The sequence below is a fragment of the Hydrogenophilus islandicus genome, from assembly GCF_054657095.1.
The window spans coordinates 46,090-72,132 of the sequence record NZ_BAAHXE010000008.1 but is presented as its reverse complement, the minus strand read 5'-3'; the positions used below and the strand labels follow the sequence as shown (position 1 = coordinate 72,132).

The window sequence follows — 26,043 nt, the reverse complement described above, 5'->3', positions numbered from 1 at the left end:
GTTTCGGGAATCCCAGCGCAGTCGACGGCAACAAACGGTCGCTCGGCACGCCGACTCGCGCGGTGGATCGCCTGGGCGACCAGCTCCTTGCCGGTTCCCGACTCCCCTTGCAGAAGAACGGCGGCGTTGGAGGGGGCTACGCGGTCAATCAGTTCAACCATGCGACGAAACGCCGGCGATTGCCCGACGAGCCGCACGTCCGTCTCACCGTGGCGGTCGATCGCAAGCGGCGTGATCTTTTCGACCAGCCAACGCACCTCGCCCGCTGGGTCGGCGAGCGGGGTGAGCTCGATCGTCACGAGCCGTTCCCCTTCGGCGGTGTGGTGCTGATGGACGGTACGCGCTTTGCGCCGGGTCGAGAGTGCCATCTGCAGCGGACAACTCTCGCCGGCGCGGTCGCACGGCACGGCGTAGTGGTGCGAAATCTGGTAACAGAACGAGGCAGGGGCAAAGGGGCCCATCAGTTCGCGGTAGGCGGCGTTGGCCGCCACCACCCGGTAGTTCCGGTCGATTACGCTGTAGGGCTCCTCTTGCGCTTCGAGCCAAGGGAGGAGCGCGCCAAGCTCGAGGGGATCGGGCGGTTTCATCGTCCCCTCACCCGACGAAGCGGCGAAGGAGCAAAAGGAGCCAGAGCGCCGCCGCAGCGACAAGGGTGAGAAAGACCGCGGCGCTCGCCAAGTCTTTGGCGCGGGCAATGAGCGGATGGGGTTGCGGGTGGACGAGGTCGCAGAGCGCCTCGATTGCCGAATTGAGGAGCTCGACGACGAGCACGGCGATCACGCTCGCAATCAGCGCAAACCGCTCGCCGGCGGTTCCCCCGACCCAGAAGGCAGCGGGGGTGGCGACGAGAAGGAGCGCCACCTCCTGACGAAACGCCGCCTCAAACCGCCACGCTGCCGCAAGTCCTTGGAGCGAATAGCGGAGCGCTCCGGCAAGCCGCGCGACGCCGCCGCGACTTTTGAAGGGAGTGGTCATGAGGCGACGTCAAGGGTTACAGTGACTTCGCGCACCTTGCCGCCGCGCTCGACGGTGAGGGTCACCGTCTCCCCCGGTTGGCGGCGCTCGAGGAGGTCAAGGAGCGTCTCGAGGTCCGGCGTCGGAGCGCCGTCGACGGCGACGATCACGTCGCCCGCGATCACCGCCCCGTCGCGGGTGGGGCGAAAGGGCTGCAAGCCCGCGCGCGCCGCCGCCCCCTTGGGGTCGACGCCGATCACCGCAACCCCTTGGGTGATGCCGAGCGCTGCGGTGAAACTGAGCGGCGCGACGCGGATCCCCAGTTGTGGCCGCACGATCCGCCCGTCGCGGATGAGGCGCGGGACGATGCGGTTGACCTCGTCCACTGGAATCGCGAAACCGATTCCGGCAAAAGCGCCGCTGGGGCTGTAGATCGCGGTGTTCACGCCAATGAGCCTGCCAGCGGAATCGAGGAGCGGTCCCCCCGAATTGCCGGGGTTGATCGCCGCGTCGGTCTGGATCACCCCGCGGATCGGGCGCCCGGTGACCGATTCGATCTCGCGGTTGAGCGCGCTGACGATTCCAGTGGTGAGGGTCTGGTCGAGGCCAAAGGGGTTGCCGATCGCGTAGACCCGCTGCCCGACCTGCAGCGAACGGCTTTCGCCCACCACAATCGGGCGCAGCTGCTCGCGCGGCGCACCGATGCGCAGCACCGCAAGGTCCTTGTCGGGGTAACTGCCGACGACCGTCGCTTTCCACGTGCTCTGATCGGCAAGCGTCACGTAGGCCTGGTCTGCCCCTTCGATCACGTGGTAGTTGGTCACCACATGCCCCAACGCGTCCCAGATGAACCCAGTGCCGCTCCCTTTGGGAATCGCAAAGAGGTTCAAAGAGAAGAAGTCGAGCGCCGTCTGCGCCGTGCGGATGTGGACTGTGGACGGCGAGGCGAGGCGAAAGACCTCGATCGCGTTCTGCTCGTCGGCGGCGAGATCCCCGCGCGCGTCAACGGGGCGGGGCTGCACCGCTTCGGGCGGCAGCGACCGCCCTTTCGGCACCAGCCAGCCGGTGACGGCGGCCGCGGCGATGATCGCGAGCACCACCCAGACGAGAGGGGAAAACCTGCGCTTTGTGTAGCGCACCGATTCGCTGAAACGCATAGGGCGCACCCTTCCAAGCGGGATGCGCCCATTGTAGCAGCGATTCTCTCTTCGCGTTGCGCGAAACGGGTCAGCCGACGGTGACGGCGATGCGGCGGGGTTGCGCGTGGCGCACTTTGGGGATGCGCAGCTGCAAGACGCCGTCGTTCAACTTCGCTTCGATCCCCTGCGCGTCGAGTTCGCGCGACAGGGTGAACTGCCGGGCAAAGCGCGGCGCGCGCACCTCGGCGTAGAGGGGCTCAAGCCCCTCGGGGGTACTCAAGCGCACCTCCCCTTCGATCGTGAGCGTCTCCCCTTCGACACTCACCGTGAGCCCCTCTTTCGGCACCCCTGGCAGGTCGGCCCAGAGGGTGATGCCGGTCTCATCCTCGACGATATCGACGCGCGGCAGCGCCGCTTTGTCGCTCGCCACGGCAGGCTGGTTTTTCTCGGGTGTCGTCGGAGCCGGTACAGTCCGTTCGTTCATTGCTGCCTCCTTTCGCTGATTACTGGACTTCGATGCGGCGCGGCATCAGGTGGGCTTTGCGGCCAATGCGGATCGTCACGATCCCGTCCTGGTACTTCGCTTCGACCTGGTCGGGGTCGATCTCATCGGGGAGCGTCAAGGTCCGTTTGAATTTGCCCGCGAACCGCTCCTGGGCATAGACCGTCTGCTTGTCGCTCACTTGCCACGGCCCGCGTTCGCCGGCAACGGTCAGCACCCCTTGCTCGAGGGTCACCTCGAGTTTGCTCGGATCGATCCCCGGCGCGAAGAGATAGACGTAGATTGCGTCTGCCGTCCGGCCGACGTTGACCGCGGGAAAGAGGGGTACGCCACCCGCTTCCCGAAGTGACAACGGCCAACCGGCGAACGCCCGGTCGATCTCGCGCTGCAGCCGTTCGAACTCGTCAAAAAGTGCTGTGGGAAAGCGCAACAGTCCGATCATGGTTCCACTCCTTTCGTGTGTTATCCTCACACCCACCATCATGGGTGCGTCGGATGCCGTTTTCAAGGGGGTTCAGATGAACGAACAGCAGAAACAGAATCTCAACGTCGGGTACTGGTTGATCGCAATCGCGCTGCTCCTCCTTTTTCAGAGTCAGTGGCAGGCGGCGAGCCAGATCGAACCGGTCCCCTATTCGGAGTTTGAGCGGGCGCTTGCCGACGGGCGGGTGGCTGAAGTGGTGATCGGTGAGCGGACCGTCACGGGGCTTCTGAAACAGCCCGAAGGGGGGAAGCGGGCGATCGTCGCGACGCTCGTCGAGCCGCAACTTGCGGAGCGACTCGAGCGCTACGGCGTCACCTACACCCGGCGCATCGAGAACACCTTTTTCCGCGACCTCCTCTCCTGGGTCGTTCCGGTTCTTGTCTTCTTCGCGATCTGGTACTTCCTCTTTCGCCGCGTCCTCGAGCGCCAGGGGATGGGGGGCTTCATGACGATCGGCAAGAGCCGGGCTAAGGTCTATGTCGAGAAGGCCACAGGGGTGACCTTTGACGACGTCGCCGGCGTCGATGAGGCGAAAGCGGAACTGAGGGAGGTGGTCGAGTTTTTGCGCAACCCGCAGGAATATACGCGGCTCGGGGCGCGGATGCCGAAAGGGGTGCTGCTGGTTGGCCCTCCGGGAACTGGTAAGACGCTCTTGGCGAAGGCGGTTGCGGGCGAAGCAGGGGTGCCCTTCTTCTCGATCTCCGGCTCGGAGTTCGTCGAGATGTTCGTCGGCGTCGGTGCCGCGCGCGTGCGCGACCTCTTTGACCAGGCGCGGCAACACGCCCCGTGCATCATCTTTATCGACGAGCTCGACGCGCTCGGCCGGGCGCGCGGTGCTTTCCCCGGATTGGGGGGGCACGACGAGAAGGAGCAGACCCTCAACCAGCTCCTCGTCGAGATGGATGGGTTCGACACCTCCGCGGGGATCGTGGTGCTCGCCGCGACCAACCGGCCAGAGATTCTCGACCCGGCGCTCCTGCGCGCGGGGCGTTTCGACCGCCAAGTGGTCGTCGATCGCCCCGACAAGGCGGGGCGGTTGGCGATTCTGAAGGTGCACGTGAAGCGTATTCGCCTTGCGCCCGACGTCGACCTCGAGAAGGTGGCGGCGATGACCACCGGGTTTGCCGGGGCTGACCTCGCAAACCTCGTCAATGAAGCGGCGATTCAGGCGACACGGCGCAAAGCGGACGCGGTGACGATGAGCGACTTCACCGCGGCGTTCGAGCGGCTGGTGGCGGGCGCAGAGCGCAAGAGCCGGACGCTCGACGAGCGGGAGCGGCGGGTGGTCGCCTACCACGAGATCGGCCACGCGCTCGTTGCCCGGGCGCTCCCTGGGAGCGATCCGGTCCACAAGATCTCGATCATCCCGCGCGGGGTTGGGGCGCTTGGCTACACGCTGCAGCGGCCGTCGGAGGATCGTTATCTGCTCACCCGTGAGGATCTCGAGCGGAAAATCATGGTGCTCCTCGGGGGGCGGGCTGCCGAGGTGCTTGTCTTTGGCCACCTCTCGACGGGCGCGGCCGACGACCTCGCGCGCGCCACCCAGATCGCGCGCGATATGGTGACCCGCTACGGGATGGACGAGACGCTCGGGTTTGTCGCCTTTGAGACGCAGCGCCCCCGCTTTCTCGAGGGGGCAATGCCGCCCGATCAGGCGCTCGCAGCGGTATCGGAAGCGGTGCGCGAGCAGATCGACGCCGCGGTCCGGCGCATCGTCATGAATGCGTTTGAGTGTACGCTCGCGATCCTGCGCGCCAACCGCGCCCAGCTTGAAGCGGCAGCGCAGCAGCTCCTTACGAAAGAGACCTTGGAGGAGCAGGAGGTCGAGACGCTGCTGCGTGATTTGGTGGTGCCGTCGTGTGTGAAGGGGGGAGCGAGCGACTAATACGGTGTTCTGTCCTGTCTAAGCCTTGGCGCGAAATCCCGCCGTCATGACACCTGCTTCGGGTGGCGGGGTTGGCGTAAAATAGCACACGCACACCATAACCGCCTCACCAGTGTCCCGATGACCGACCACGACAGCGGCTACAAGCTCCTCTTCGCCCACCCGGAGATGGTGCGGGACTTGATCCTCGAGTTCGTCCCCGGCGATTGGCAGTCGCTCATCGACTTCTCGACGCTGGAGCGCATCAACGCAAGTTTCGTCTCCGACGAAGGCAAAGCGCGACAAGACGGCGGCTAGAATTGGCGCGTACGCCTGACGAGATCCGGGAGGTGGTGCGTGCGCTCGTCGCGTGGCTTGACGCCCCTGAGCAGCGGGAGTTGCGCCGGACGCTCACCAAGTGGCTGCTGCGCTTGATGCGCCGCAGAGTCACCCAAACCGAGATTCCCGAGGTTCAAGATCTTTTGGAGGTCGACACCATGCTTGCCGAACGGATGAAGCGCTGGACCCAAGAGTGGAAAGAGGAGGGAGTGAGAGAGGGGTTCCAGCAAGGAATCCAGCAAGGTGAGCTTCTGGGGAAACGAGTCGAAGCCGCGACGACACTCCGGCGGCTCCTCGCCAAGCGCTTTGGGCCAATTCCTGCGGAAGTGGAGCTGCGCATCTCGGCGGCCTCGCTCGAGGAGTTGGAGACCTGGATCGACCGTATCCTCGACGCCCCGACGCTTGAAGCGGTCTTTGCGTAAGGATGTAGCAAGGTGCAAGTGTGATGGCTACTAGAACATGCTTGCCCAATCTGATCTCTCTTCCGGGTCAGGAAGGCGTTAGACGCCCTCCTCGCCAGCGCCAAAGTCATCTCTCAGCTTGCCAAGAAAATCCCTAGTGCCCCCCACCAACCCACCACCCCGCTAACGGTGGGGCGATCGCGCCCCGTTCGGTGATGATCGCGGTGATGTACCGCGCTGGGGTGACGTCAAACGCCGGGTTGGGGCCAGGAGTGACCCCAGGGGGGTAGAGGCGGAAGCGGCGTCGCTCGCCCATCGCGTCGACAACTGTAGCGTGGGTGAGCTCGTCGCTACTGCGCTCTTCGATCGGGATCGCCGCGCCGCTTGCGATTGTTGCGTCGAAGGTGGTGGTCGGTGCGGCGACGAGAAACGGTACCCCAGCAGCGAGCGCGGCGTAGGCTTTGAGCGCCGTTCCCACCTTGTTCGCGACGTCGCCGTTGGCGGCGATCCGGTCGGCGCCGACGATCACGAGGTCGACTTCCCCCGCAGCCAGGAGCCACGCGGCGGCGTTATCGGCGACCACTTCGGCAGGAACGCCAGCAGCGGTGAGCTCCCACGCGGTGAGGAGCCCTTGGTTGCGCGGGCGCGTTTCGCTCGCGAAGACCTCGACCGCGATGCCGCGCGCGTGCGCAAGGTAGATCGGCGCAAGCGCGGTGCCGATGCCACAGGTCGCGACCCAGCCGGCGTTACAGTGGGTGAGGATCCGCACCGGTTCCCCGCTGCGCTTTTCGGCGGCCGCGATAAGCCACGGGAGACCGTTTTCGCCGATCTGTTGGCACAAAAGGGCATCCTCGCGCTGGAGCAACTCGGCCTCGGCCCACGCGGTTGCGGGGCGTTCTTCCGGCGGCAGGGGCAAAAGACGCGCGCGCATCCGCGTGAGCGCCCCATGGAGGTTGACCGCGGTGGGGCGGGTCGCGGCAAGGAGCGCGACGGCTTCCTCAAGCGCCCGGTCGCTCGCCGCCTCGCGCATCGCGAGCGCCACACCGTAGGCGGCGGTCACGCCGATGAGCGGCGCGCCGCGCACCGCCATCGACCGGATCGCGTCGGCCGTCTGCGTCGCGTTCTCGAGGGTGAGAAACGAGAGCGCGTAGGGGAGTTCGCGCTGGTCGAGGACGACAACAGTGTTACCCTCCCGGCGGATCGTCGCATAGGGTGGGGTGAAGGGGAGCGTAGGCATCGGCAACTTCGGTAACCCAAACGGGGCCGATTCTACCGCGTTGCGTTTGTTGGGGATCCCTTTTACAATGAAGACTCTTTGACTCAGTGCTCTCTTTTCCTGTGAGGGGATAGGATGACAGGACGTTCGGTCGGTGTGGTGACCCCGCAACGGATGGTCTTCGACGAACCGTTGCCGTTGAAGTGCGGCGGGGTTTTGCCGCGCTACGAACTCGTCTATGAGACCTACGGCGAGCTCAACGCGGCGAAGAGTAACGCAGTCCTCGTCTGCCATGCCCTCTCCGGTTCGCACCACGTCGCGGGCTACTACGCCGACGACCCTAAGAACGTCGGCTGGTGGGATAACTTCGTCGGCCCAGGGAAACCGCTCGACACCCGCAAGTTTTTTGTGATCGGGGTCAATAACCTCGGCGGGTGCTTTGGCTCGACGGGGCCCAAATCGCTCGACCCCGAGCGGGGAGAGCCTTACGGGTCGCGCTTTCCCTTCGTCACGGTCGAGGATTGGGTCGCGGCGCAGGCGCGCTTGGCCGATCGGTTGGGGATCGGCGAATTTGCCGCGGTGGTCGGCGGGTCACTCGGCGGGATGCAGGCGCTCTCGTGGGCGTTGCAGTACCCCGAGCGGGTGCGCCATGTGCTCGCGATCGCGACGACCGCAAAACTCTCGGCGCAAAACATCGCCTTCAACGAGGTGGCGCGCCAGGCGATCCTGACTGACCCCGACTTTCACGGCGGCGACTACTACCGCTACGGGGTGGTGCCGAAACGGGGGCTGATGCTCGCGCGGATGATCGGCCACATCACCTACCTCTCCGACGACGCGATGGCGGAAAAGTTCGGCCGCGCGCTCAAGCACGGGGCGTTCCGTTACTCCTTTGACGTCGAGTTTGAGATCGAGTCGTACCTGCGCTACCAAGGGGAGAAGTTTGCCCGCTTTTTCGACGCCAATACTTATCTCCTTACCACGCGCGCGCTCGACTACTACGACCCGGCGGCCGAATATGGGGGGGATCTCGCGCAAGCCTTCGCGCGGGCGCAGGCGCGCTTTTTCGTACTCTCCTTCTCGACCGACTGGCGCTTTTCGCCCGCGCGCAGCCGCGAGATCGTCTCCGCACTCGTCCACTCCGAAAAAGCGGTGAGTTACCTCGAAATCGAGAGCAAAGCGGGGCACGACTCGTTTCTCCTCGAGCACCCCCACTACCACGCGGCCGTCCGGGCGTACCTCAGCCGCGTCGTGATCTAAAGGAGTGTTGCGCATGACGACGCTTGCTACCCCTTCGCGCGAAGCTGGGATCGACCCAGCGGCGCTTCGTTTCGATCTCCTCGCGATCGCCCGCTGGGTGCAACCCGAGGAGCGGGTGCTTGACCTCGGTTGCGGCGACGGTTCGCTTTTGGCCTACCTCGCCGCGACGAAAGGGGTGATCGGCTACGGCATCGAAAACGACGTCCACAAGGTGATCGCGTGCCTGGAGCGCGGGGTCAACGTCATCCAGAGCAACCTCGACGAGGGGCTTGCGGGGTTTGACGACGGCTTCTTCGATCGCGTGATCATGAGCCAGGCGTTGCAGGCGATGCACAACACCCAGGGGATTTTGCAGGAGATGTTGCGGGTCGGGCGCGAAGCGGTGGTGAGTTTTCCCAACTTCGCCTTCTGGAAACACCGCAAAAGCATCCTGGAAGGGCGGATGCCGGTCTCCGAGAGCCTGCCCCATCAGTGGTTCAATACCCCCAACATCCGCTTCTTTACCGTCGCGGACTTCACCGCGCTCTGCGACCTGTTGGACATCGCGATCGTCGAATGGATCGGCTTTGACGACCGCTACCAGCTCCTTCCTGCTGACGCCGATCTCAACTTTCTTGCGGCGTTGGCCGTGGCGCGGCTTGCGCGGCGCTAGCCCCTTCTAGCCGATGCGGTACTCTTCGACGTCGACAAGGATCACCGGCCGGTCGAAGAGTGCGGCAAGCGCCTGCGCGTAGTTCTGCGCCCAATCGCCCCCTTCGGCAAAGAGTGACTCCCCGGCGCACTGCGCAAGCGCGAGCGCAATATCGACGGCGAGGATCTTGCCCATCTTGTTCGGCATGTCGCACTCGAGAAGTTCGATCTGCTGGGCAAGCCAGTTGCGTGCCGCGTCGGGAGCAAGCGCTGCGGCAGCGTCGTCGCCCACTTCGAAGGTATATTCCCGATTGGCGGCAAAACGGACAGTGACAACAGTAGCCATGGTTCAACTCCCTCCTCTTCGATCGTCGAACATTGTAAGCCATTTTGTCGCGTGTGTACTGACCGGTTTGGCGTCGGGGTTGCCGCTCTATACCCTTCTTCAGCTCGTGCCGGCGTGGTTGCAGCGCGAGGGGGTGGGTCTGGGGACGATCGGGGCGCTCTCCCTCGTGCAGCTCCCCTACGCGTGGAAATTCCTCTGGGCGCCGTTCATCGACCGGTGGGCGCTGCTACCGCAGTGGGGGCGGCGCCGCGGCTGGGTGCTGCTGCTTTCGGTCGCTGTGGCGCTGGCGATCGCCACGGTCGGTCAGCTCGATCCACGGCAAGCGCTCTGGCCCGTGGTCGGGCTTCTCTGCGTGATTGCGTGGGGGAGTGCGACGCTCGACGTCGTGCTCGACGCCTACCGCCGCGAGCTCTTGCCCGATGAAGCGCTGGGGTTGGGCAACGCCCTCCATGTCAACGCGTACCGGGTGGCAGGGTTGATCCCCGGGTCACTCGCGCTCATCCTGGCCGACCTCTGGTCTTGGGGAACAGTTTTTGTGTTTACAGCCGCTTTCCTGCTGCCCGGCGTCGCGGTGGCGTTGTGGCGTCTGCCCCTGGCCCACCAGGAGAATCCGCCGGTAACGCTTGCTGCGGCGGTTGTTGAACCGTTTCGCGAATTTTTTACCCGGCAGGGGTGGCGGGTGGCGTTAGGGATTCTGGCGCTTGTCTTGTGCTACAAGCTGGGCGACTCACTCGCCACGGCGCTGGCCACCCCCTTCTACCTCGCGATGGGGTTTTCTCTGACCGAAGTGGGATTGGTCGCTAAGCAAGCTGCGCTCTGGCCGCTCGTCATCGGCAGCATGGTCGGCGGAGTTCTGATCTACCGCTTAGGGATCTGGCGTGCGTTGTGGTGGTTTGGTTGGGCGCAGGCGGTGACGATTCTCGGCTACGGCTGGTTGGCGCACCTGGGGAGTGGTGAAAGCGACCCCCTGCGGCTTGCCCAGTTGGCAGGGGTGATTGCTGCGGAGTATTTCGCCGCCGGTTTGGGGACGACGGCGCTGGTCGCATTTTTGGCGCAGAATACGCACCCCACCTATGCGGCAACCCAGCTGGCGCTGCTGACCTCGTTCGCCGCTCTGCCGCGCAGCTTCGTCAACGCCTTCTCCGGGGTGTGGGTGGAGGCGCTGGGCTGGGAGCGTTTCTTTCTCCTCTGTTTTGTGCTGGCGTTTCCGGGGTTGTTTCTGGTGTGGTGGTTGCGGCGTCATGCTATAGTAAGATTTTAGACAATCAACCCTGAGTAAGGATAGTCCAATGGTGGTCAAACCCCCCGCATTCGATGAATTTGCGCAGAAGCTGAAGGAGCTCGCTGAAACGAGTCCCTTGCGCGATTTTGAAAAGAACGCGAAACTCCTGCTCGCGTCGATGTTTGAACGGCTCGATCTGGTGCCGCGTGAAGAGTTCGAAGCACTGCGAGAGAGCCTGCACCATACCCGTCAGGAGCTCGCGAAGCTCCACGAACGGGTGGCGCTTCTGGAAGCGAAACTGGGGCAGGTGGAGCACGAAGGGAGCTGAGCGGCCCCTGAACCCCTCATCCCCCCTGTTCCGAGGGATGAGGGGGCTTTTGTTACCGCAGCGTCACACCGCCCTGATCGCGCGGGTATTGGATCAACTCGATTTTGTACCCGTCGGGGTCGGTGATGAAAGCAATCACGGTGGTGCCCCCTTTGACGGGGCCAGGTTCGCGCGTGATGGTGCCTCCGGCGGCGCGAATTTTTTCGCACGCCGCATAGACGTCGGGCACGCCAATGGCGATATGGCCGTAGGCTGTGCCCAACTCATACGACTCAACCCCCCAGTTGTAGGTCAATTCCAGTTCCGCCTGCCCCGGATTACCCCCCTCATAGCCCAAGAAAGCAAGCGTGTAGCGGTACTCGGGGTTCTCTGAGGTGCGCAGCAGCTGCATCCCGAGCACGCGGGTGTAGAAGTCGATGGAGCGCTGCAGGTTACCGACCCGCAACATGGTATGGAGAATGCGCATTCTTTTATGTTATCCTAACCAACATTCATCTATTCTAGCGCAAAAACGGCGGGGTTGGGTGGCGATGTCGTTTGGTCAGGGGGAGGGTGCTCGTTTTTTCCCCCATGCTCCAGGGGGAGGGGTGAAGGGGCCACGGATGGTGCCCCCTTGGTGTTGGTGGTGGGAGCGGCTGCGGAGCGACTACGCCTTGGCGGTGCTCACGCTGGGTGGCCTAGTGGCAGTCTTTTGGCTCATTCCTTTTGCTTTCTTTCGCGCGCTCCAGGGGAACTGGGTGGCGGCGGCGAACGACGCGCTGCTTTTCGTCATCTTCACCGTAGCCGCCGTTTATGCATGGCGCACTGGCGACAGCCGCCGCCCGGGTTGGGTGATGGCGGTCGCTATCGTCGGCGGCTTGTGGGCAATTGGCGCTGTGGCGCAATTTGCCGCACTCTTTTGGGCCTATCCGGGCGTGCTGATGCTCTTTTTCCTCGTCCCGCCCGTGCCCGCGGCTCTTCTGGGCCTGTTGGCATTGATTGGCTCGGCGGTTCTCTCTTGGGCGGAGTTGGGCGGCACGCAAGGTCTGCCTTTCTTCGTGGTAACCAATCTGCTCACCGGTCTTTTCGGCTTTTTGGTCTCGCAGCAGGCTCACGTTAGCATTGCCCACTGGCAAAACATGAGTTTGTGCGACGCGCTGACCGGCGTGGGGAACCGACGGCTCCTGGAGCAGGAGTTGCTGCGACCCTTTTCCGGCCCGGTCTCGGCAGGCGTCCTGGCGGTGCTCGATTTGGATCACTTCAAGCAGATCAACGACACCTTTGGCCACGAGGTGGGTGATGATGTCCTGCGCACTTTCGCGGCAACGGTCCAAATGGTGCTGCGCCACACCGACCGCCTTTACCGAACAGGTGGCGAAGAGTTCGTCGTTTGGTTGCCGCGAACCGGTCAGGCGGAGGGAGCGGCGGTGTTGGAGCGTATCCGCCACCATGTGAGCGAGCATCTCTCGGTTGCTGACCGGCCGGTGACCGTCAGCATCGGTGCCACGGTGCATCACCCGGGGCAGAGTTGGCAGGAGTGTTTGGCTGCTGCCGATGCGGCGCTTTATCGCGCCAAGCGGTCGGGGCGCAACCAGGTGCAGTGGGCGATCGAGGAGGATCCTCCGAGTGATCGCCCGCAGGGGTGACGCAAAGTCTCTTCTATCCTACTACCCGTTCGGGGTGGGTATAGATCAGATAGTGCTGGCCCGTGGCGCGGCCGATCAGCGTCATTCCCAAGCGCTGCGCGACGTTGTAACCCATCGCCGAGATGCCGGAGCGGGAGACGATGATCGGAATCCCCATGAGCGCCGCTTTGAGGACCATTTCTGAAGTGAGCCGTCCCGTGGTGTAAAAGACGTGGCCGTCGCCGCTGACGCCGTCGAGCCACATCCACCCCGCAATCGTGTCGACGGCGTTGTGACGCCCGACATCTTCGACAAAATAGCGGATCTCCGCCTCTTCTGGTGTGGTGCGCACCAGGGCGCACCCGTGGATCGCTCCTGCCGCCTTGTAGAGGGTGGGTTGGGTGCGGACCGCTTCCAGGAGTGCGGCGAGGCCGCTGCGGGTGAGCTGCGCCTCTTGGGGCAGGCGAATTTCGGCGACCGCGTCCATGATCGAGCCAAAGACCGTCCCCTGGCCGCATCCGGTGGTGACAGTGCGTTGCGTCAATCGTTCGGCGTGAAGCGCCCCCTCTTCGCGCAGCCACACCGCAGCCGCTTCTGTCTCCCAGTCGACCTGAACTGAGGCGATTGCGTCGATCGTGGAGACGAGCCGTTGGTTGCGCAGGTAGCCGATCACCAACGCCTCTGGCGCGGCCCCCAACGTCATCAGGGTGACGAGCTCGCGCTTATTGACGTAGAGGGTCAGCGGGCGCTCGGCGGCGATCGCGATCTCGCGTGCAGCGCCCGTTTCGTCCCAAGCGGTGATCGTTTGGGTGAGTGGGGCGCTCGCGTGGGTGAGTAGGGGCTTCGCCATGAAGCGGTGCGTGCGTTACGATTCTTCTATTCTATCGTGATTCTCGCCGAGGTGGTGTGATGCAGACCCTCGATCTATCGGGTTATCTGGTGCTGGAGTGGCGGGCGGGAACCACCCGCTGGAGTGGGGGCGTCTGGACCCTGCGCGCTTTTCATCTCTCTCTGCCCGAGGGGTTGGCGTGGCAGCAGCAGCCCGAGGTGGGGGGGAGGTCGATTGCGCGCCTCCCCCATCCCGATGACCCCGACGCCCCGGCGTTTGCGATTGGCCCCTTGCCGCTTCGCCTCGTTCCGGCAGAGGCGGAGGGGATCTATCTCAACGTCACCGCGCCGCAGCCGATGGTCTTTGCGCTCCTTCGCTGCGACGAGGGGGAGTTGTGGCCAACACCCCGCTATTTGACGGTCAGCCAGCATGAAGCAGCGCGGTGGATGGATGGCGGGGAGTGGGTCGAATCGTGCCCGTTACCGTCGCCGCTTCATGAACCGCTGCGGGAATTTGCGATGCACCACTATCGTCCCGAGCGGAAAAAGCGCGTCAAACGGAACGATCCTTTGGGGATTCTTGGACGGTCGACCGACCGCGAGGAGGAGCAATGATCGACTGGGGGCGGTGGTCACGGTTGAAGCGGGAAAACCAGGAGGGGGAGGCGATCGCGCGGTGGCGAGCGGCGCTTGCGGCACTGCCGCCCGATGGCGATCTCACCCCCTTTTTGGCTCCCGACGTTCCCGAGGTGGTCCGGCAGGAGGCGCTGCAGCGGCTCTGGAGGAGCGGACAGTTTGGTGCGCCAGACCAGTTGGACAGCGAATTCGTCGATGCCGCGTCTCATCCCGTTTTGAGTGAAGCGGAGGCGAAGAGCCTCGTGCAGTGGCAAGCGGTAACGGCGCCCCTCTCCGCTTTGCCGGCAACAGAAGAAGCCGAGACGGCGACGGGTGGTGGCGAGCCGGGGAGAGCGGCTGCTGAGGGGGCGGCTGGGCCGGTCGAGCCAGTTGAGAGCGCTGCGCCTTCACCTGCTTGTGATGGCGAACCCGAGGACGTTGGCGAACCCCAGGTTCAAGGTTATAATTTTTTGAAGTCGGATGTAGATTCACTAAAAAAATCTGATTGTATGTGAGCGGCTTCTGCGCTATTCTGATAGCGAACAAAAACAATCCACCCCGAAGGAGAGACCTTGTCGTGATCGCTTTTTCTGTCCGCTGCTTCTCGACTCCTCTTTCTGCCTGCTGGGGTGGAGGGAAATGACCGCTTCGGTCATGGGCAACCGGCCGCGTGATCGGGCGCGGGCGGCGATTGCGGAGCACCCGGCAGTTACTCCAGTCCCCGCAGTCGAGGTGACCGTCGGCAATCGGCTCGCGATCCTTGGAGACCCTGACGTTGCCGTAGGGTGGGCCGAACGGCTGCAGCAGACGCTTGAGTGCGTGATCGTTGCAACCGCGCGCCACGATCGCGTGCCGGCACTTGCGGCGGCCTATCCCGAGTGGGCTTTCCATGCGGTTGAGCGTGTCGAAATCACCGGGCACATCGGCGCGTTTGCGCTGCGCTGGCGTGCCGCGCTCGGAGAAGGGACGCTCGCGTGCGACCTGATTCTCGATCTGCAGCCCGATCCCCATTGGTCCGGATTCACACTCCCGGAGGGCTATTGGGCGCCAGGCAGTGACCCCCTCGACCAGGCGTTGGCGGCGCTTGCTTTGGTGCAAGCGGTCGGCGAATGGGAAAAACCGCGCTACGTCCGGCTCACCCCTTCCCTCTGCGCCCATTCGCGCAATCGCGTGGAGGGGTGTTCGCGCTGTCTTTCGGCCTGTGACACCCAAGCGATCCGTCCTCAGGGTGACCACGTGGTGGTCGACCCCTACTGGTGTCAGGGGTGCGGCGATTGCGTTCGGGTCTGCCCCATTGGTGCCCTCCGTTTCCAGTATCCACGGCCTGAGGAGTGGGCGGAGACGGTGGCGACGGCGCTCAAAGCGTGGCCAGCGGGGCTGCCCTGTACGCTTCTCTGCTACGACGAACGGTGGCAGCGAACGCTTGCCGAGCGGGAAGCAGCAGGCGAGCCGCTCCCAGATCATCTTTTGCCGCTGCCGATCTGGCGCGCAGCGATCTTTAACGAGGAGCTTCTCCTCTACGCGTTGTTGCGCGGGGTCAATCGCGTCGCGGTAGTCGCTGTCGACGAGCGCGACGAAGAGGGGCCGCGTCGCGCCTCAGAAGTGGTCTGCACGCTCCTTGCCGCGCTGGGTGATCCCCACGCAGCGGAGCGGGTGGTGGTCCTTTCGGGGGCGGAGAGCGAGGCGGTGTGGCAGCGGTTGGCGTCGCCCTTGCCCGATTGGGTCACGCCGGGGCGTTTTGCTTTTCGGCTGCAACCGAACAAAAGTGATTCGCTCCGCCTGATCCGCGACGCCCTCGCGGAACTTGCCGCGGAGCAGGGGCTTGGTTGCCCCGTTCCGTTGCCCCGAGGAGCGGCGTGGGGGGGAGTGACCGTTGCCGAGCAGTGCACCCTCTGCTTCGCGTGCGCAGGGGTTTGTCCCACGCAGGCGTTGCAGGCGGGGAAAGAGGAGCCGGTTCTCCTTTTTACCGAAAATCGCTGTGTTCAGTGTGGTCTCTGCCTCGCGACTTGCCCAGAGCGGGCGATCGCGCTCGAGCCCCGGTGGAATCCCACCGCTGCGGCGGCGCAGCCGCAAGTGGTGCGGCAGTCGGAGCCGGCCTATTGTGCCGAGTGTGGGGTGGTGCTCGGGCCCCGTTCAGTGATCGACAAAATGGTGGCTGCCCTTCAGCTTCACCCGCTCTTCACTCGCCCCGAGCAGCAGGCGTTGTTGCGGCTGTGCGCCGATTGCCGAGTCAAAGCGCAATTCCGCGAGGAGAACCCCGTGCGCGTTTGGGAGCTTTAGGATGGAAACACACTCCTCGATGGCGTTGGCGACGAGCGATGAGGTCGCCGCGGCGCGGGCGGAACACTACGCGCTTCTCGCTGCGCTCCTTGCCGAGCCCCCTTCGGACGCGCTCTTGCACGAGGCGAGAGCGCTGGCCGCCCATTATGGGTCAGCGAGGAGTGAAACGACACGACTCACCGCTGCGTGGCAGGGGCTCGCGTCGGCGCTCTCCAGCTACTCGCCCGAGGCGTGGCGCGAGGAGTACGAGTCACTCTTTTACGGGATCTCCCGCCCCGAGGTGATTCCTTACGGCTCGTTCTATCTTGCCGGCTTCATGATGGAGGAGCCGCTTGCCGAGCTGCGCGCGTGGTGGGCGGAAAACGGCCTCTATCGTCGCGCCGAGGTGAGCGAACCAGAAGACCACATCGCCGCTGAGCTCGAAGTGATGCGCCACTTGGCGGTGCGCGGGGATGAGGAGGCGGAACGCCACTTCTTCTCCCGCTTCCTCTGGCCGTGGGCGGGACAGTTTGCTTCAGCGCTCGGCGCGGCAACCGGTGCTGCCGCCTACCGGGCTGTAGCCGAGCTGCTCGATGCGTTTTTGACGTTGGAAGCCTTTTATTGGGAATTAGAGGTGTAACACGGAGGGGAATTGCAATGAGTGAGCGTGTGCAAAAAGGGATCGATCAAGGGCGTCGCCGCTTCTTCCGCGCTTTGTCGGTATCGACCGTGGGGGGAGGGGCGCTTTGGGCGTCGGTGACGGGCGCTGCTGCCTCCGCTCCGGTGGCGGAGCTCCCACCCACGGCGCGGACGCAGCCGCTTTCGGAGCACCAGCAGAAGTATTACCGAACCGCCCGGTTGTGATGCCCGGTTCGAACCCGCGACACTTGGCAGAATGGTGAAGGAGGATCAGCGATGTTGACGAAGAAAAAAGGGGCTGCGGCTGTCGGTTCCCGTCCGCTCGGAGTCTTTGCGCCGACGCTCTCGCGGCGGGAATTTCTCCAGCGGGCCGGTTTGGCGTCGGCAGCGGGTGCTTTTCTTGCTGCGACCTCGGAGGGGAGGTGGATTGCGCCGGCGCAAGCAGAGGGCGGGCCGGCGGTCAATCCGGCGAGCGGCGAAGTGGTGCGTCGCACCGTCTGCACCCACTGTTCGGTGGGGTGCGCGATCGATGCCGTGGTGAAAAACGGCGTCTGGGTGCGGCAAGAGCCGGTCTTCGATTCGCCGATCAATCTGGGGGCGCACTGTGCCAAAGGGGCGAGTGTCCGCGAGCACGGCCATGGCGAACACCGGCTGAAGTACCCGATGAAGCTCGTCGATGGCAAGTGGAAGCGGATCAGCTGGCAGGAGGCACTCGACGAGGTGAGCGCGCGGCTCCTCAAGTTGCGCGAGCAGCATGGACCCGACAGCGTCTATTGGGTTGGCTCGTCGAAGCACAGTAACGAGCAGGCCTATCTGTTGCGGAAATTCGTTTCGATGTGGGGGACGAACAACTGCGACCACCAGGCGCGCATCTGCCACTCGACCACGGTGGCGGGGGTTGCGAACACCTGGGGGTATGGCGCGATGACCAACTCCTACAACGACATGCACTTCTCCAAGGCGATCCTCTTCATCGGTTCGAATGCGGCCGAAGCCCACCCCGTGTCGCTCCTCCATGTGTTGCACGCGAAAGAGAACGGGACGAAGGTGATCGTCGTCGACCCCCGCTTTACCCGGACGGCGGCCAAGGCCGACTACTACGTCCGCATCCGTTCGGGAAGTGACATTCCCCTGATCTACGGCGTTCTGCGCCACATCTTCGCCAACGGTTGGGAGGACAAAAAGTTCATCGCCGACCGTGTCTACGGGATGGAGGAGGTGCTCAAGGAGGTCGAATACTGGACGCCGGAGCGGGTCCAAGAGGTGACGGGCGTTCCCGACGACCAGGTCTACATGATCGCCAAAATCATGGCGGAGAACCGCCCCTCCACGGTTGTCTGGTGCATGGGGCAGACCCAGCACACGATCGGCAACGCGATCGTTCGGGCGATGTGCATCCTGCAGTTGGCGCTCGGTAACGTCGGCGTCTCGGGCGGGGGGACGAACATCTTCCGGGGTCACGACAATGTGCAAGGGGCGACCGACGTCGGACCCAACCCCGATTCGCTTCCCGGCTACTACGGGATCGCCGAAGGGTCGTGGAAACACTGGTGCCGCGTCTGGGGGGTCGACTACGAATGGATGAAAGGGCGGTTTGCCTCCAAAGAGCTGATGGAGCGGCCGGGCATCACCGTGTCGCGCTGGATCGACGGCGTCATGGAAGATCCCGCAAAAATGGATCAGCCGACCAACCTCAAAGCGGTCGTCTTCTGGGGCCATGCGCCGAACAGCCAGTCGCGCGGGAAAGAGATGGTCGAGGCGATGAAAAAGCTCGACACCCTGGTCGTCATCGACCCTTACCCCTCGGCGACAGCGGCGATGGCGGCGATGGTCCGCAAAGATGGGGTCTATCTCCTTCCCGCCGCGACCCAGTTCGAGACCGAGGGCTCGTGCACTGCGTCGAACCGCTCGGTCCAGTGGCGGGAGAAGGTGATCGAACCGCTTTTCGAGTCGCAGCCCGACCACGTGATCATGTATGCGTTCGCGAAGCGCTTCGGTTTTGCCACTGAGCTCTGCAAAAACATCAAGGTCAGCAAGAACGCGCGCGGTTGGGAGGAGCCCGACGTCGAAGATATCCTGCGCGAGATCAACCGGGGCACGTGGACGATCGGCTACAGCGGCATTTCGCCTGAGCGGATCAAGCGCCACATGAAGTACATGCACACCTTCGACGTCAAGACCCTGCGCGCCAACGGCGGCCCCTGCGACGGCGAATATTTCGGTCTGCCGTGGCCTTGTTGGGGGACGCCCGAAATGGGGCATCCGGGGACACCCAACCTCTACGATCCCTCCAAGCCGGTGATGGAGGGGGGCGGCAACTTCCGGGCCAACTTCGGCATTGAACGCAACGGCGTCTCCCTTCTCGCCGCCGAAGGCTCTTATCCCAAAGGGGCCGACATCAAGGGGGGGCACCCCGAATTCGACGACAAGCTCCTCAAGCAGCTCGGCTGGTGGGATGAGCTCACCGAAGAGGAGAAGAAGGCCGCCGAGGGGAAAAACTGGAAGACCGACCTCTCAGGGGGGATCATCCGGGTGGTGATGAAGAACCACGGCTGCTTGCCCTTTGGGAACGCACGGGCGCGCGCGGTGGTGTGGAATTTCCCCGACCCGGTGCCCAAACATCGTGAGCCGATCTACTCTCCCCGGCCCGATCTGGTCGAGAAGTACCCCACCCACGACGACAAGAAGTTCTGGCGTCTGCCGACCCTCTTCAAGACCCTGCAGCAGCAGGTGAAGGAGATCAGCAAGGAGTATCCGATCATCATGACCTCAGGGCGGATGGTCGAATACGAAGGGGGTGGGGAAGAGACCCGCTCCAACCCCTGGCTTGCAGAGCTGCAGCAAGAGATGTACGTCGAGGTCAATCCGCGCGACGCCAACAACGCCAACGTCCGTCCGGGCGAATGGGTGTGGGTGGAGACGCCGACCGGTGCGCGGTTGAAGGTGAAGGCGCGGGTCACGCATCGCGTGCCTCCCGGAACGGTCTTTTTGCCGTTCCACTTCTCGGGGCACTGGATGGGACAGGATATGTTGCCGTTCTATCCGGAAGGGGCGCACCCGATCGTCCGCGGTGAGGCGGTGAACACCGGCACCACCTACGGGTATGACGTGGTGACGATGATGCAAGAGACCAAGACCACCCTCTGCCGTCTGAAGAAGGCATAAGGAAGGAGCACAACGATGGCCCGATTGAAATTCGTCTGTGACGCCGAGCGGTGCATCAACTGTAACGGGTGCGTCACCGCGTGTAAAAACGAGCACGAGGTCCCGTGGGGAATCCAGCGGCGCCGCGTCGTCACCCTGAACGAAGGGCAGCCGGGGGAGAAATCGATCTCGGTGGCCTGTATGCACTGCTCCGACGCGCCGTGTATGGCCGTCTGCCCGACCAACTGTTTCTACCGGACCGAAGAGGGGTTGGTTCTGCACGACAAAGACAAGTGCATCGGATGCGGTTACTGCTTCTACGCCTGCCCCTTCGGTGCCCCTCAATTCCCCAACGGCGCAACCGCATTCGCGGCACGGGGCAAGATGGACAAGTGCACCTTCTGCGCCGGCGGCCCGGGGGAGAACGGCTCCGAAGAGGAGCTCAAGAAGTATGGCCGCAACCGTCTCGCTGAAGGAAAGCTGCCGCTCTGCGCCGAAATGTGCTCGACGAAGGCGCTCCTTGCGGGGGACGCTGCGATCCTCTCCGACATCATGCGCGAGCGGGTGTTGCGTCGCGGCTATGGGGTTGAGATGTGGGGTTGGAGCGTCGCCTACGGGCGTGACGGCAAAGGGAAGAGAGGTGCGGCATCGGGCAAAATGAAAGGAGAGGGGCAATGAGCCAGGTTACCAAACGGCTGTGCGCATTTGCTGGCGCGGCAATCGCGGGGCTGCTCCTAGCGGGTTGCCAAGAGAAGCCCCAAGTCTACACCCCGGGTCAGAGTACCGCTGCGCCGGATACTCCGCCCTACGCCTCGCCGCAGTTCAACGGCAACCGCCAGCAGTGGGAACAGGCGGTGGCCACACGGGCGAAAGGGCAGAATGACTACCTGCGTGCCCAATAAGGGAGGGCGTGTCATGAACGAGATCGTGCAGGCGGCAGCTCGTCCGCTCGGGTGGCGGCAGCTGCTCACGCTCTTCGCGTTGTTCTTCTTCGGCATGGGCGCTTTCGCTGCGGAGGTGGGTGAGACCCGCGGCGGGCGGATCGATCCCCAGGCGCCGGCGGAGATGGTGGTACCTCAGGGGCACAACAACGCTGCCTTTTTCGACGGCGTTCGCCGCACGCTTTACGCCCCTGGGGTCACCTCGATCCAGACGCCTGAGGCCAACGTCCTCATCCAGTCCGAGGGCAACACCTGGCGGCAGATCCGTAATGGCCCGATCACCGTCTGGGGCGGATGGTTGATCCTGGCGGTGATGGTGGCGATTACCCTCTTCTACCTGGTGCGGGGGACGATCAAGCTCCACCACCCCGAGACCGGGCGGAAACTGCTGCGGTTCACCGCCTACGAGCGGGTCGTGCACTGGGTGGTGGCGATCACCTTCGTCTTGCTGGCGCTGTCGGGCTTGTCACTCCTCTTTGGCAAACATCTGATCGAGCCGGTTTTGGGCTCAAGCGTGAATGCAGCGCTCCTCTGGGTCGCGAAAAATGTTCACAACTATACCGGGCCGCTCTTTGCCATTTTCCTGCTCCTCATGATCGTGCGGTGGGCCAAAGATAACCTCCTCACCGCAAACGACTGGTTGTGGGCAAGGAAATTCGGTGGTCTCCTCTCCGATGAAGAGGTTCCCTCGGGGCGCTTCAATTTCGGTGAGAAGTTCTGGTTCTGGGTGGGGGTCACGGTGCTCGGGTTGACGGTGGCGGCCAGTGGCCTGGTGCTCGACTTTCCCCTCTTCGGCCAGACCCGGAGCGACATGCAGCTCGCCCACGTCATCCACGCCACCGCCGCGCTCCTGATGTTGGCGATGGCGCTCGGCCATATCTACATCGGCACGATCGGCTCCGAGGGCTCCCTGGAAGGGATGAAGACCGGCTACGTGGATGAGTCGTGGGCCAAACAGCACCATGAGTTGTGGTATCAGGAACTCCAAGGGACCCGGCGATGAGTGGGGGGCGCCTCCCCGGGAGCGGACGACGGGGGGTGCCCAACGGCGCTTCCCGTGAGGTGCCGCGGGTTTTCGCTCCCAACGGCGCACCGGTGATCGGTTTTGCCGGGTGGTCGGGGAGTGGCAAAACCACGCTGGTGACGCAGGTGGTGGCGCACCTGACCGCGTGGGGGCTCGATGTCGCGGTGGTCAAACATGCCCACCACATGAGCGACATCGACCATCCGGGTAAGGACTCGTGGCGCCACCGCAAGGCGGGGGCGCGGCAAGTCGTCGTCGCGTCACCGCGCCGTTGGGCGGCGATCTTTGAACACGAGTCGCAGGAGCCGACACTCTTTGAGCTCTTGTCGCACCTTCGCCCGTGCGCTCTGGTGCTCGTCGAAGGGTACAAACGGGAAGCGATTCCCAAAATCGAGGTGTGGCGTGGAGGGGTTTATGGCCCCCCGTTGTGGCCCGATGACCCGTGGGTCTTTGCAGTCGCGACCAACCCGGAGTGGGCGCTCGATCTTCCTTGTGACTGCCTTATGCTACCATTAGATTCGCCGGAAGTCGTGGCGCGCGCTCTCCTCTCTTTTGCTGGGGTCGAGGCGTGCGCCGCTTCGGTTGAATCTTTGACCCACCCAGCAGACGAGGAGACCACACCATGATCTCGAGAAGAGCAGCCCTGAAAACCTTTTTGGCAAGCGCATTCGTCGCAGTGACCCTCTCCCCCGCCTTTGCCGATGAACCGGTGAAGGCGGTTTACCACTTCACCAACGGCGTCGAAGAGGCGGCGCGCGGCCTCAACAATATCCGCAACCACCTCGACGCCGATCCGACCGCGAAGATCGTCGTAGTGGCCAACGGAAAAGAGGGGGTCCAGTTCCTCCTGGAGGATGCCGTTGACCACAACGGCAAGCCCTTTGCGGAGCGGATCAGCGCGCTGGCGAGCCGGGGCGTCGAGTTCCGGGTATGCAACAACACCCTCACGGCGTTCAAGATCCCGAAAGAAAAACTGGCGATGGAAGCGAAAATCGTCCCGAGCGGCGTTGCCGAGGTGGGGCGGTTGCAAGCCAAAGAGGGGTATGCCTACATTCGCCCATGATGCGGTACGATACGCCTCATGGCGAACCCAACTGATCATGACGAACCGGTCGTTCTGGGGGTGAATGTCCTGGGGGAGCCGCTCTCCCCCTGTTCGTTCGCCCCGCTCACCGGTTTTACCCGCAACGGCCATTGTATGGCCCACCCCGACGACCGCGGGGCGCACACGATCTGTGTGCGGGTCACCGAGCCGTTTCTCCGCTTTTCGCTCGAGGTGGGCAACGACCTGGTGACGCCGCGGCCGGAGTGGCGTTTTCCTGGGCTCAAAGCGGGTGACCGCTGGTGTGTCTGTCTCTGGCGCTGGCTCGAGGCGCTCGAGGCGGGCGTGGCGCCCCCTGTGGTGCTCGCAGCAACCGACCAGTCGGTCCTCGAGCATGTTTCGCTCGATCTTCTGTTGGCGCACGCCTGGTTGGAGTGAATGGTATTCGGAGAGAGGAGAAGACGATGGCGATTCAAACCCGAGCAGTGGAGTATGTCGTCGACGGCAAAACCTTCGAGGGGATCTTGGCGTGGGACGATAGCGCGAGCGGCAAGCGTCCGGCGGTTGCCGTCGCCCACGCGTGGGCCGGCCGCAGCCCCTTCGAGGTCGAGAAGGCGAAGCGGTTGGCGGCACTCGGTTACGTCGGCTTTGCGATGGACGTCTATGGCAAAGGGGTTTTGGGCCGAAGCCGCGACGAGAACGCCGCGCTGATGGGGCCACTCGTGCAGGATCGGACGCTCTTGCAGAAGCGCCTTGTTGCTGCGATTCACGCGCTCGCGCTGCAACCTGAGGTCGATCCTGGGAGAATCGCGGCGATCGGCTTCTGTTTCGGGGGGCTGTCGGTGCTCGACCTCGCCCGCGTCGGCGCGCCGGTGAAAGGGGTGGTGAGCTTTCACGGCCTCTTCACCCCGCCCGGGAATACCGCGGGCAAGAGAATCGCGGCCAAGGTGCTTGCGCTCCACGGTTGGGACGACCCGATGGTGCCTCCGCAGGCGGTGGTCGATTTTGCCAAAGAGATGACCGCGGCGGGTGCCGATTGGCAGCTTCACGCCTACGGCCATACGATGCACGCGTTCACCAACCCCGAAGCGAACGATCCCGCTTTCGGTACCGTCTACAACGCCCAAGCCGACGCCCGCTCGTGGCAAGCGATGCAGAACTTCCTTGCGGAGCTCTTTGCGTAACAGCGGACCGAGTCGGGACTGTGAACGAACAGCTCGGGGAGGGGGAAAGCGTAGAGGACCTGCCGCTCGTCGCCGCGACGGTGCGGTTGCGCGAGCGCACTGCACCGTGGTCGTGCACTTCGGGCGTTGCCCCGTTTGCCCCGGCGATTACCCACGTCTATGCACCGCTCACCTACGCGTGGCGGGCGCACGAAGTGTATCTCCGCCGCTACGGGGTGGGGCAGAAGCGCGTCCTCTTCGTGGGGATGAACCCGGGCCCCTTTGGCATGGTGCAGACGGGGATTCCGTTTGGCGACGTCCCGAGCGTGCGGGATTGGCTCCAGATCGTCGCCGAGGTCGATCGGCCACCCGCGGAGGATCCCCGCAAACCGGTCCTCGGGTTTGCCTGCCCAAGGCGCGAAGTCTCGGGGGCTCGCCTCTGGGGACTCTTTGCCGAACGTTTTGGGACGGCGGATGCTTTCTTCGCCGACCATTTCGTCGTCAACTACTGCCCCCTGGCGTTCCTTGCCGACGGGCGCAACGTCACCCCCGATAAGCTCCCCCAGGCGGTACGTGCGCCACTCCTTGCCGCGTGCGACCACTATCTGCGCGCCGTGGTCGCGCTCCTCGCTCCGCAGTGGGTCGTGGGGGTTGGGCAGTGGGCGGCGGAGCGGGCGCGGGTGGCGCTTGCCGAAATGGGCGACGCACCGCGGGTGACCACAATTCTCCACCCCAGCCCCGCAAGCCCCGCAGCGAACCGCGGCTGGGCGGCGCAGGCGGTGGCGCAGTTACAGGAGGCAGGGGTGTGGCGATGAGTGAGCAAGAAGCTGCTGAGGGGGTCGCGAGCGGGCCGCTCAGTGGCCTCGTTGTCCTTGACCTTTCGCGGATCCTCGCGGGCCCGTGGGCGACGCAGCTCCTTGCCGACCTGGGCGCTGAGGTGATCAAAATTGAACGCCCAGGGAGTGGCGACGATACCCGCCAGTGGGGTCCTCCGTGGCTCCGCGACCGCGACGGGAATGCGACGCGGGAGTCGGCCTACTTTCTCAGCGCCAACCGGAATAAACGCTCGGTGACGGTCGATTTTACCCGGGCCGAGGGGCAGGAGGTGCTCCACCGCCTCGCCGAAAAGGCTGACATCGTGGTGGAGAACTTCAAAGTCGGCGGGTTGAAGCCCTACCGTCTCGACTACGCTTCGCTTGCGGCGATCAATCCCCGGTTGGTCTATTGCTCGATCACCGGTTTCGGTCAAACCGGGCCCTACGCCCACCGCGCGGGTTACGATTTCCTGATCCAGGGGATGGGGGGGTTGATGAGCATCACCGGTCGCCCCGACGACGAACCGGGAGGCGGGCCGATCAAAGTGGGGGTGGCGCTCACCGACATCCTCACTGGGCTCTACGCCACGGTGGCGATTCTCGCCGCGCTGGCGGAGCGGGCGCGCAGCGGCCGTGGGCAAGCGATCGATCTCGCGCTGCTGGACGTGCAAGTGGCGTCGCTGGCGAACCAGGCGCTCAACTATCTGGTTTCCGGGCAGGTGCCCCAGCGGATGGGCAACGCCCACCCCAACATCGTCCCCTATCAAGATTTCCCCTCTGCCGACGGTTACCTCATCATCGCCGTCGGCAACGATGCACAGTTTGCGCGCCTTGCTGCCGTACTCGACCACCCCGAGTGGGCGGATGACCCGCGCTTCGCGACGAACGCCGCGCGGGTCGCGTATCGCGATCTGTTGATTCCGCTCATTGCCGCGGAGACACGCCGCCGCCCGACGGCTCACTGGGTTGCAGCGCTGGAGGAGGTGGGGGTGCCGTGTGGTCCGATCAACGATCTTGCGGCAGTCTTTGCCGATCCGCAGGTGATCGCGCGCGAGATGCATCGCTCTCTTCCCCACCCGCTCGCTGGGAGCGTGCCACAGGTCGCGAACCCGATTCGCTTTTCGAGAACACCGGTGACCTATCGAAACGCCCCGCCGCTGCTGGGTGCCGATACCAACGCGGTGTTGACGGCGGTCGGCTACTCTTGCGAGGAGATCGGCGCGTTGCGGGAAAAAGGGGTGATTTGAGTTATCCTATTTTTCTAACCACACCATAAGGAGACAG

The 26,043-nt window shown here is 64.1% G+C and carries 32 protein-coding genes; 23 read left to right on the top strand and 9 right to left on the bottom strand.

Going from position 1 to position 26,043, the window contains the following annotated elements:
- From ACYQ6T_RS04400 to ACYQ6T_RS04380, 5 genes are all read right to left on the bottom strand, one after another.
- Window positions 1-587 (bottom strand): sigma 54-interacting transcriptional regulator (locus ACYQ6T_RS04400; RefSeq protein ID WP_459828138.1); only part of this gene is annotated, 587 nt, incomplete at its 3' end.
- Window positions 588-594: 7 nt separating this feature from the next.
- Window positions 595-975 carry a diacylglycerol kinase gene (locus ACYQ6T_RS04395; RefSeq protein WP_459828136.1) on the bottom strand — a complete coding sequence of 127 codons (381 nt, stop codon included), beginning with the start codon at window positions 973-975 and terminating at the stop codon, window positions 595-597.
- A complete protein-coding gene (locus ACYQ6T_RS04390) occupies window positions 972-2,111 on the bottom strand; it encodes a S1C family serine protease (protein WP_459828134.1) in 1,140 nt (379 codons plus the stop codon). The genes ACYQ6T_RS04395 and ACYQ6T_RS04390 overlap by 4 nt, the downstream gene beginning before the upstream one ends.
- A 70-nt stretch (window positions 2,112-2,181) precedes the next feature.
- Window positions 2,182-2,577, bottom strand: a complete 396-nt coding sequence (locus tag ACYQ6T_RS04385) for an Hsp20/alpha crystallin family protein (protein ID WP_459828133.1) — start codon at window positions 2,575-2,577, stop codon at window positions 2,182-2,184.
- Between the two features lie 19 nt (window positions 2,578-2,596).
- Entirely contained in the window at window positions 2,597-3,037 is a 441-nt protein-coding gene (locus ACYQ6T_RS04380; RefSeq protein WP_459828131.1) for an Hsp20/alpha crystallin family protein, read from the bottom strand.
- A gap of 76 nt (window positions 3,038-3,113) precedes the next feature.
- Here ACYQ6T_RS04380 and ftsH point away from each other — a divergent pair, with 76 nt between their 5' ends.
- From ftsH to ACYQ6T_RS04365, 3 genes are all read left to right on the top strand, one after another.
- The gene (gene ftsH / locus ACYQ6T_RS04375; RefSeq protein ID WP_459828129.1) at window positions 3,114-4,964 is read left to right on the top strand and encodes an ATP-dependent zinc metalloprotease FtsH; all 1,851 of its coding nucleotides are present in this window, start codon (window positions 3,114-3,116) and stop codon (window positions 4,962-4,964) included.
- 120 nt (window positions 4,965-5,084) lie between these two features.
- Window positions 5,085-5,261: an Rpn family recombination-promoting nuclease/putative transposase gene (locus ACYQ6T_RS04370; protein ID WP_459828127.1), complete on the top strand. Its 177-nt coding sequence runs from the start codon at window positions 5,085-5,087 to the stop codon at window positions 5,259-5,261.
- 2 nt (window positions 5,262-5,263) lie between these two features.
- Window positions 5,264-5,704 carry a DUF4351 domain-containing protein gene (locus ACYQ6T_RS04365; protein ID WP_459828125.1) on the top strand — a complete coding sequence of 147 codons (441 nt, stop codon included), beginning with the start codon at window positions 5,264-5,266 and terminating at the stop codon, window positions 5,702-5,704.
- A 133-nt stretch (window positions 5,705-5,837) separates the two neighbouring features.
- On the opposite strand, the gene mtnA is transcribed toward ACYQ6T_RS04365, so the two are convergent.
- On the bottom strand, window positions 5,838-6,920 hold the full coding sequence (gene mtnA, locus ACYQ6T_RS04360; RefSeq protein ID WP_459828123.1) for an S-methyl-5-thioribose-1-phosphate isomerase: 1,083 nt from the start codon (window positions 6,918-6,920) through the stop codon (window positions 5,838-5,840).
- A 114-nt stretch (window positions 6,921-7,034) separates the two neighbouring features.
- On the opposite strand from mtnA, the gene metX reads away from it, so the two are divergent.
- Both metX and metW read left to right on the top strand, forming a co-directional pair.
- The gene (metX, locus tag ACYQ6T_RS04355) at window positions 7,035-8,159 is read left to right on the top strand and encodes a homoserine O-succinyltransferase MetX (RefSeq protein WP_459828121.1); all 1,125 of its coding nucleotides are present in this window, start codon (window positions 7,035-7,037) and stop codon (window positions 8,157-8,159) included.
- 13 nt (window positions 8,160-8,172) lie between these two features.
- Window positions 8,173-8,811, top strand: a complete 639-nt coding sequence (metW, locus tag ACYQ6T_RS04350; protein ID WP_459828118.1) for a methionine biosynthesis protein MetW — start codon at window positions 8,173-8,175, stop codon at window positions 8,809-8,811.
- Between the two features lie 6 nt (window positions 8,812-8,817).
- Here the strand turns inward: metW and ACYQ6T_RS04345 are convergent, their stop codons facing one another.
- Window positions 8,818-9,135, bottom strand: a complete 318-nt coding sequence (locus ACYQ6T_RS04345; protein WP_459828117.1) for a hypothetical protein — start codon at window positions 9,133-9,135, stop codon at window positions 8,818-8,820.
- Here ACYQ6T_RS04345 and ACYQ6T_RS04340 point away from each other — a divergent pair.
- Window positions 9,134-10,396: an AmpG family muropeptide MFS transporter gene (locus ACYQ6T_RS04340; RefSeq protein WP_459828114.1), complete on the top strand. Its 1,263-nt coding sequence runs from the start codon at window positions 9,134-9,136 to the stop codon at window positions 10,394-10,396. The two genes, ACYQ6T_RS04345 and ACYQ6T_RS04340, sit on opposite strands and share 2 nt — an antisense overlap.
- A 28-nt stretch (window positions 10,397-10,424) precedes the next feature.
- Window positions 10,425-10,685, top strand: coding sequence for an accessory factor UbiK family protein (locus ACYQ6T_RS04335; protein ID WP_459828111.1), 261 nt, complete (start codon window positions 10,425-10,427; stop codon window positions 10,683-10,685).
- A 52-nt stretch (window positions 10,686-10,737) separates the two neighbouring features.
- Here ACYQ6T_RS04335 and gloA read toward each other — a convergent pair whose 3' ends face one another.
- Window positions 10,738-11,151 (bottom strand): lactoylglutathione lyase, encoded by a 414-nt coding sequence (gene gloA, locus ACYQ6T_RS04330; protein WP_459828108.1) that lies wholly within the window; start codon window positions 11,149-11,151, stop codon window positions 10,738-10,740.
- A gap of 136 nt (window positions 11,152-11,287) precedes the next feature.
- Between gloA and ACYQ6T_RS04325 the strand changes: the two genes are divergently transcribed.
- The gene (locus tag ACYQ6T_RS04325) at window positions 11,288-12,310 is read left to right on the top strand and encodes a GGDEF domain-containing protein (protein ID WP_459828106.1); all 1,023 of its coding nucleotides are present in this window, start codon (window positions 11,288-11,290) and stop codon (window positions 12,308-12,310) included.
- A 13-nt stretch (window positions 12,311-12,323) separates the two neighbouring features.
- Here the strand turns inward: ACYQ6T_RS04325 and ACYQ6T_RS04320 are convergent, their stop codons facing one another.
- Window positions 12,324-13,139 carry a formate dehydrogenase accessory sulfurtransferase FdhD gene (locus tag ACYQ6T_RS04320; protein ID WP_459828104.1) on the bottom strand — a complete coding sequence of 272 codons (816 nt, stop codon included), beginning with the start codon at window positions 13,137-13,139 and terminating at the stop codon, window positions 12,324-12,326.
- Window positions 13,140-13,198: 59 nt separating this feature from the next.
- Here ACYQ6T_RS04320 and ACYQ6T_RS04315 point away from each other — a divergent pair, with 59 nt between their 5' ends.
- From ACYQ6T_RS04315 to ACYQ6T_RS04245, 15 genes are all read left to right on the top strand, one after another.
- On the top strand, window positions 13,199-13,732 hold the full coding sequence (locus ACYQ6T_RS04315; protein ID WP_459828101.1) for a DUF3305 domain-containing protein: 534 nt from the start codon (window positions 13,199-13,201) through the stop codon (window positions 13,730-13,732).
- Complete coding sequence (locus ACYQ6T_RS04310) at window positions 13,729-14,247, top strand: DUF3306 domain-containing protein (RefSeq protein WP_459828099.1); 519 nt, start codon at window positions 13,729-13,731, stop codon at window positions 14,245-14,247. The genes ACYQ6T_RS04315 and ACYQ6T_RS04310 overlap by 4 nt, the downstream gene beginning before the upstream one ends.
- Before the next feature lie 124 nt (window positions 14,248-14,371).
- Window positions 14,372-16,012: a 4Fe-4S dicluster domain-containing protein gene (locus ACYQ6T_RS04305; protein WP_459828096.1), complete on the top strand. Its 1,641-nt coding sequence runs from the start codon at window positions 14,372-14,374 to the stop codon at window positions 16,010-16,012.
- Window position 16,013: 1 nt separating this feature from the next.
- The gene (locus ACYQ6T_RS04300) at window positions 16,014-16,631 is read left to right on the top strand and encodes a TorD/DmsD family molecular chaperone (RefSeq protein ID WP_459828093.1); all 618 of its coding nucleotides are present in this window, start codon (window positions 16,014-16,016) and stop codon (window positions 16,629-16,631) included.
- A 17-nt stretch (window positions 16,632-16,648) separates the two neighbouring features.
- Window positions 16,649-16,855 (top strand): hypothetical protein, encoded by a 207-nt coding sequence (locus ACYQ6T_RS04295; protein WP_459828091.1) that lies wholly within the window; start codon window positions 16,649-16,651, stop codon window positions 16,853-16,855.
- 51 nt (window positions 16,856-16,906) lie between these two features.
- Window positions 16,907-19,795, top strand: coding sequence for a formate dehydrogenase subunit alpha (locus ACYQ6T_RS04290; protein ID WP_459828088.1), 2,889 nt, complete (start codon window positions 16,907-16,909; stop codon window positions 19,793-19,795).
- A gap of 15 nt (window positions 19,796-19,810) precedes the next feature.
- Window positions 19,811-20,452, top strand: coding sequence for a formate dehydrogenase FDH3 subunit beta (gene fdh3B, locus ACYQ6T_RS04285; protein ID WP_459828086.1), 642 nt, complete (start codon window positions 19,811-19,813; stop codon window positions 20,450-20,452).
- Entirely contained in the window at window positions 20,449-20,676 is a 228-nt protein-coding gene (locus ACYQ6T_RS04280) for a hypothetical protein (RefSeq protein ID WP_459828083.1), read from the top strand. The genes fdh3B and ACYQ6T_RS04280 overlap by 4 nt, the downstream gene beginning before the upstream one ends.
- Window positions 20,677-20,689: 13 nt before the next feature.
- On the top strand, window positions 20,690-21,718 hold the full coding sequence (locus ACYQ6T_RS04275; RefSeq protein ID WP_459828081.1) for a formate dehydrogenase subunit gamma: 1,029 nt from the start codon (window positions 20,690-20,692) through the stop codon (window positions 21,716-21,718).
- Window positions 21,715-22,365, top strand: a complete 651-nt coding sequence (gene mobB / locus ACYQ6T_RS04270; RefSeq protein ID WP_459828078.1) for a molybdopterin-guanine dinucleotide biosynthesis protein B — start codon at window positions 21,715-21,717, stop codon at window positions 22,363-22,365. The genes ACYQ6T_RS04275 and mobB overlap by 4 nt, the downstream gene beginning before the upstream one ends.
- Entirely contained in the window at window positions 22,362-22,802 is a 441-nt protein-coding gene (locus ACYQ6T_RS04265; protein ID WP_459828075.1) for a DsrE family protein, read from the top strand. The genes mobB and ACYQ6T_RS04265 overlap by 4 nt, the downstream gene beginning before the upstream one ends.
- An 18-nt stretch (window positions 22,803-22,820) precedes the next feature.
- A complete protein-coding gene (locus ACYQ6T_RS04260; RefSeq protein WP_459828072.1) occupies window positions 22,821-23,219 on the top strand; it encodes a DUF2237 family protein in 399 nt (132 codons plus the stop codon).
- Between the two features lie 26 nt (window positions 23,220-23,245).
- Complete coding sequence (locus tag ACYQ6T_RS04255) at window positions 23,246-23,965, top strand: dienelactone hydrolase family protein (RefSeq protein WP_459828069.1); 720 nt, start codon at window positions 23,246-23,248, stop codon at window positions 23,963-23,965.
- Between the two features lie 80 nt (window positions 23,966-24,045).
- Complete coding sequence (locus tag ACYQ6T_RS04250; protein ID WP_459828149.1) at window positions 24,046-24,759, top strand: uracil-DNA glycosylase family protein; 714 nt, start codon at window positions 24,046-24,048, stop codon at window positions 24,757-24,759.
- The gene (locus ACYQ6T_RS04245) at window positions 24,756-26,006 is read left to right on the top strand and encodes a CaiB/BaiF CoA transferase family protein (protein WP_459828066.1); all 1,251 of its coding nucleotides are present in this window, start codon (window positions 24,756-24,758) and stop codon (window positions 26,004-26,006) included. Before ACYQ6T_RS04250 ends, ACYQ6T_RS04245 begins: the two co-directional genes overlap by 4 nt.
- The last annotated feature ends 37 nt before the right edge of the window (window positions 26,007-26,043 follow it).

Bases quoted from the DNA above. Each gene is read 5' to 3' on its own strand.
- ACYQ6T_RS04395 (WP_459828136.1), bottom strand. From the start codon at position 975: ATGACCACTCCCTTCAAAAGTCGCGGCGGCGTCGCGCGGCTTGCCGGA.
- ACYQ6T_RS04390 (WP_459828134.1), bottom strand. From the start codon at position 2,111: ATGCGTTTCAGCGAATCGGTGCGCTACACAAAGCGCAGGTTTTCCCCT.
- ACYQ6T_RS04385 (WP_459828133.1), bottom strand. From the start codon at position 2,577: ATGAACGAACGGACTGTACCGGCTCCGACGACACCCGAGAAAAACCAG.
- ACYQ6T_RS04380 (WP_459828131.1), bottom strand. From the start codon at position 3,037: ATGATCGGACTGTTGCGCTTTCCCACAGCACTTTTTGACGAGTTCGAA.
- ftsH (WP_459828129.1), top strand. From the start codon at position 3,114: ATGAACGAACAGCAGAAACAGAATCTCAACGTCGGGTACTGGTTGATC.
- ACYQ6T_RS04370 (WP_459828127.1), top strand. From the start codon at position 5,085: ATGACCGACCACGACAGCGGCTACAAGCTCCTCTTCGCCCACCCGGAG.
- mtnA (WP_459828123.1), bottom strand. From the start codon at position 6,920: ATGCCTACGCTCCCCTTCACCCCACCCTATGCGACGATCCGCCGGGAG.
- metX (WP_459828121.1), top strand. From the start codon at position 7,035: ATGACAGGACGTTCGGTCGGTGTGGTGACCCCGCAACGGATGGTCTTC.
- metW (WP_459828118.1), top strand. From the start codon at position 8,173: ATGACGACGCTTGCTACCCCTTCGCGCGAAGCTGGGATCGACCCAGCG.
- ACYQ6T_RS04340 (WP_459828114.1), top strand. From the start codon at position 9,134: ATGGTTCAACTCCCTCCTCTTCGATCGTCGAACATTGTAAGCCATTTT.
- ACYQ6T_RS04345 (WP_459828117.1), bottom strand. From the start codon at position 9,135: ATGGCTACTGTTGTCACTGTCCGTTTTGCCGCCAATCGGGAATATACC.
- ACYQ6T_RS04335 (WP_459828111.1), top strand. From the start codon at position 10,425: ATGGTGGTCAAACCCCCCGCATTCGATGAATTTGCGCAGAAGCTGAAG.
- gloA (WP_459828108.1), bottom strand. From the start codon at position 11,151: ATGCGCATTCTCCATACCATGTTGCGGGTCGGTAACCTGCAGCGCTCC.
- ACYQ6T_RS04325 (WP_459828106.1), top strand. From the start codon at position 11,288: ATGGTGCCCCCTTGGTGTTGGTGGTGGGAGCGGCTGCGGAGCGACTAC.
- ACYQ6T_RS04320 (WP_459828104.1), bottom strand. From the start codon at position 13,139: ATGGCGAAGCCCCTACTCACCCACGCGAGCGCCCCACTCACCCAAACG.
- ACYQ6T_RS04315 (WP_459828101.1), top strand. From the start codon at position 13,199: ATGCAGACCCTCGATCTATCGGGTTATCTGGTGCTGGAGTGGCGGGCG.
- ACYQ6T_RS04310 (WP_459828099.1), top strand. From the start codon at position 13,729: ATGATCGACTGGGGGCGGTGGTCACGGTTGAAGCGGGAAAACCAGGAG.
- ACYQ6T_RS04305 (WP_459828096.1), top strand. From the start codon at position 14,372: ATGACCGCTTCGGTCATGGGCAACCGGCCGCGTGATCGGGCGCGGGCG.
- ACYQ6T_RS04300 (WP_459828093.1), top strand. From the start codon at position 16,014: ATGGAAACACACTCCTCGATGGCGTTGGCGACGAGCGATGAGGTCGCC.
- ACYQ6T_RS04295 (WP_459828091.1), top strand. From the start codon at position 16,649: ATGAGTGAGCGTGTGCAAAAAGGGATCGATCAAGGGCGTCGCCGCTTC.
- ACYQ6T_RS04290 (WP_459828088.1), top strand. From the start codon at position 16,907: ATGTTGACGAAGAAAAAAGGGGCTGCGGCTGTCGGTTCCCGTCCGCTC.
- fdh3B (WP_459828086.1), top strand. From the start codon at position 19,811: ATGGCCCGATTGAAATTCGTCTGTGACGCCGAGCGGTGCATCAACTGT.
- ACYQ6T_RS04280 (WP_459828083.1), top strand. From the start codon at position 20,449: ATGAGCCAGGTTACCAAACGGCTGTGCGCATTTGCTGGCGCGGCAATC.
- ACYQ6T_RS04275 (WP_459828081.1), top strand. From the start codon at position 20,690: ATGAACGAGATCGTGCAGGCGGCAGCTCGTCCGCTCGGGTGGCGGCAG.
- mobB (WP_459828078.1), top strand. From the start codon at position 21,715: ATGAGTGGGGGGCGCCTCCCCGGGAGCGGACGACGGGGGGTGCCCAAC.
- ACYQ6T_RS04265 (WP_459828075.1), top strand. From the start codon at position 22,362: ATGATCTCGAGAAGAGCAGCCCTGAAAACCTTTTTGGCAAGCGCATTC.
- ACYQ6T_RS04260 (WP_459828072.1), top strand. From the start codon at position 22,821: ATGGCGAACCCAACTGATCATGACGAACCGGTCGTTCTGGGGGTGAAT.
- ACYQ6T_RS04255 (WP_459828069.1), top strand. From the start codon at position 23,246: ATGGCGATTCAAACCCGAGCAGTGGAGTATGTCGTCGACGGCAAAACC.
- ACYQ6T_RS04245 (WP_459828066.1), top strand. From the start codon at position 24,756: ATGAGTGAGCAAGAAGCTGCTGAGGGGGTCGCGAGCGGGCCGCTCAGT.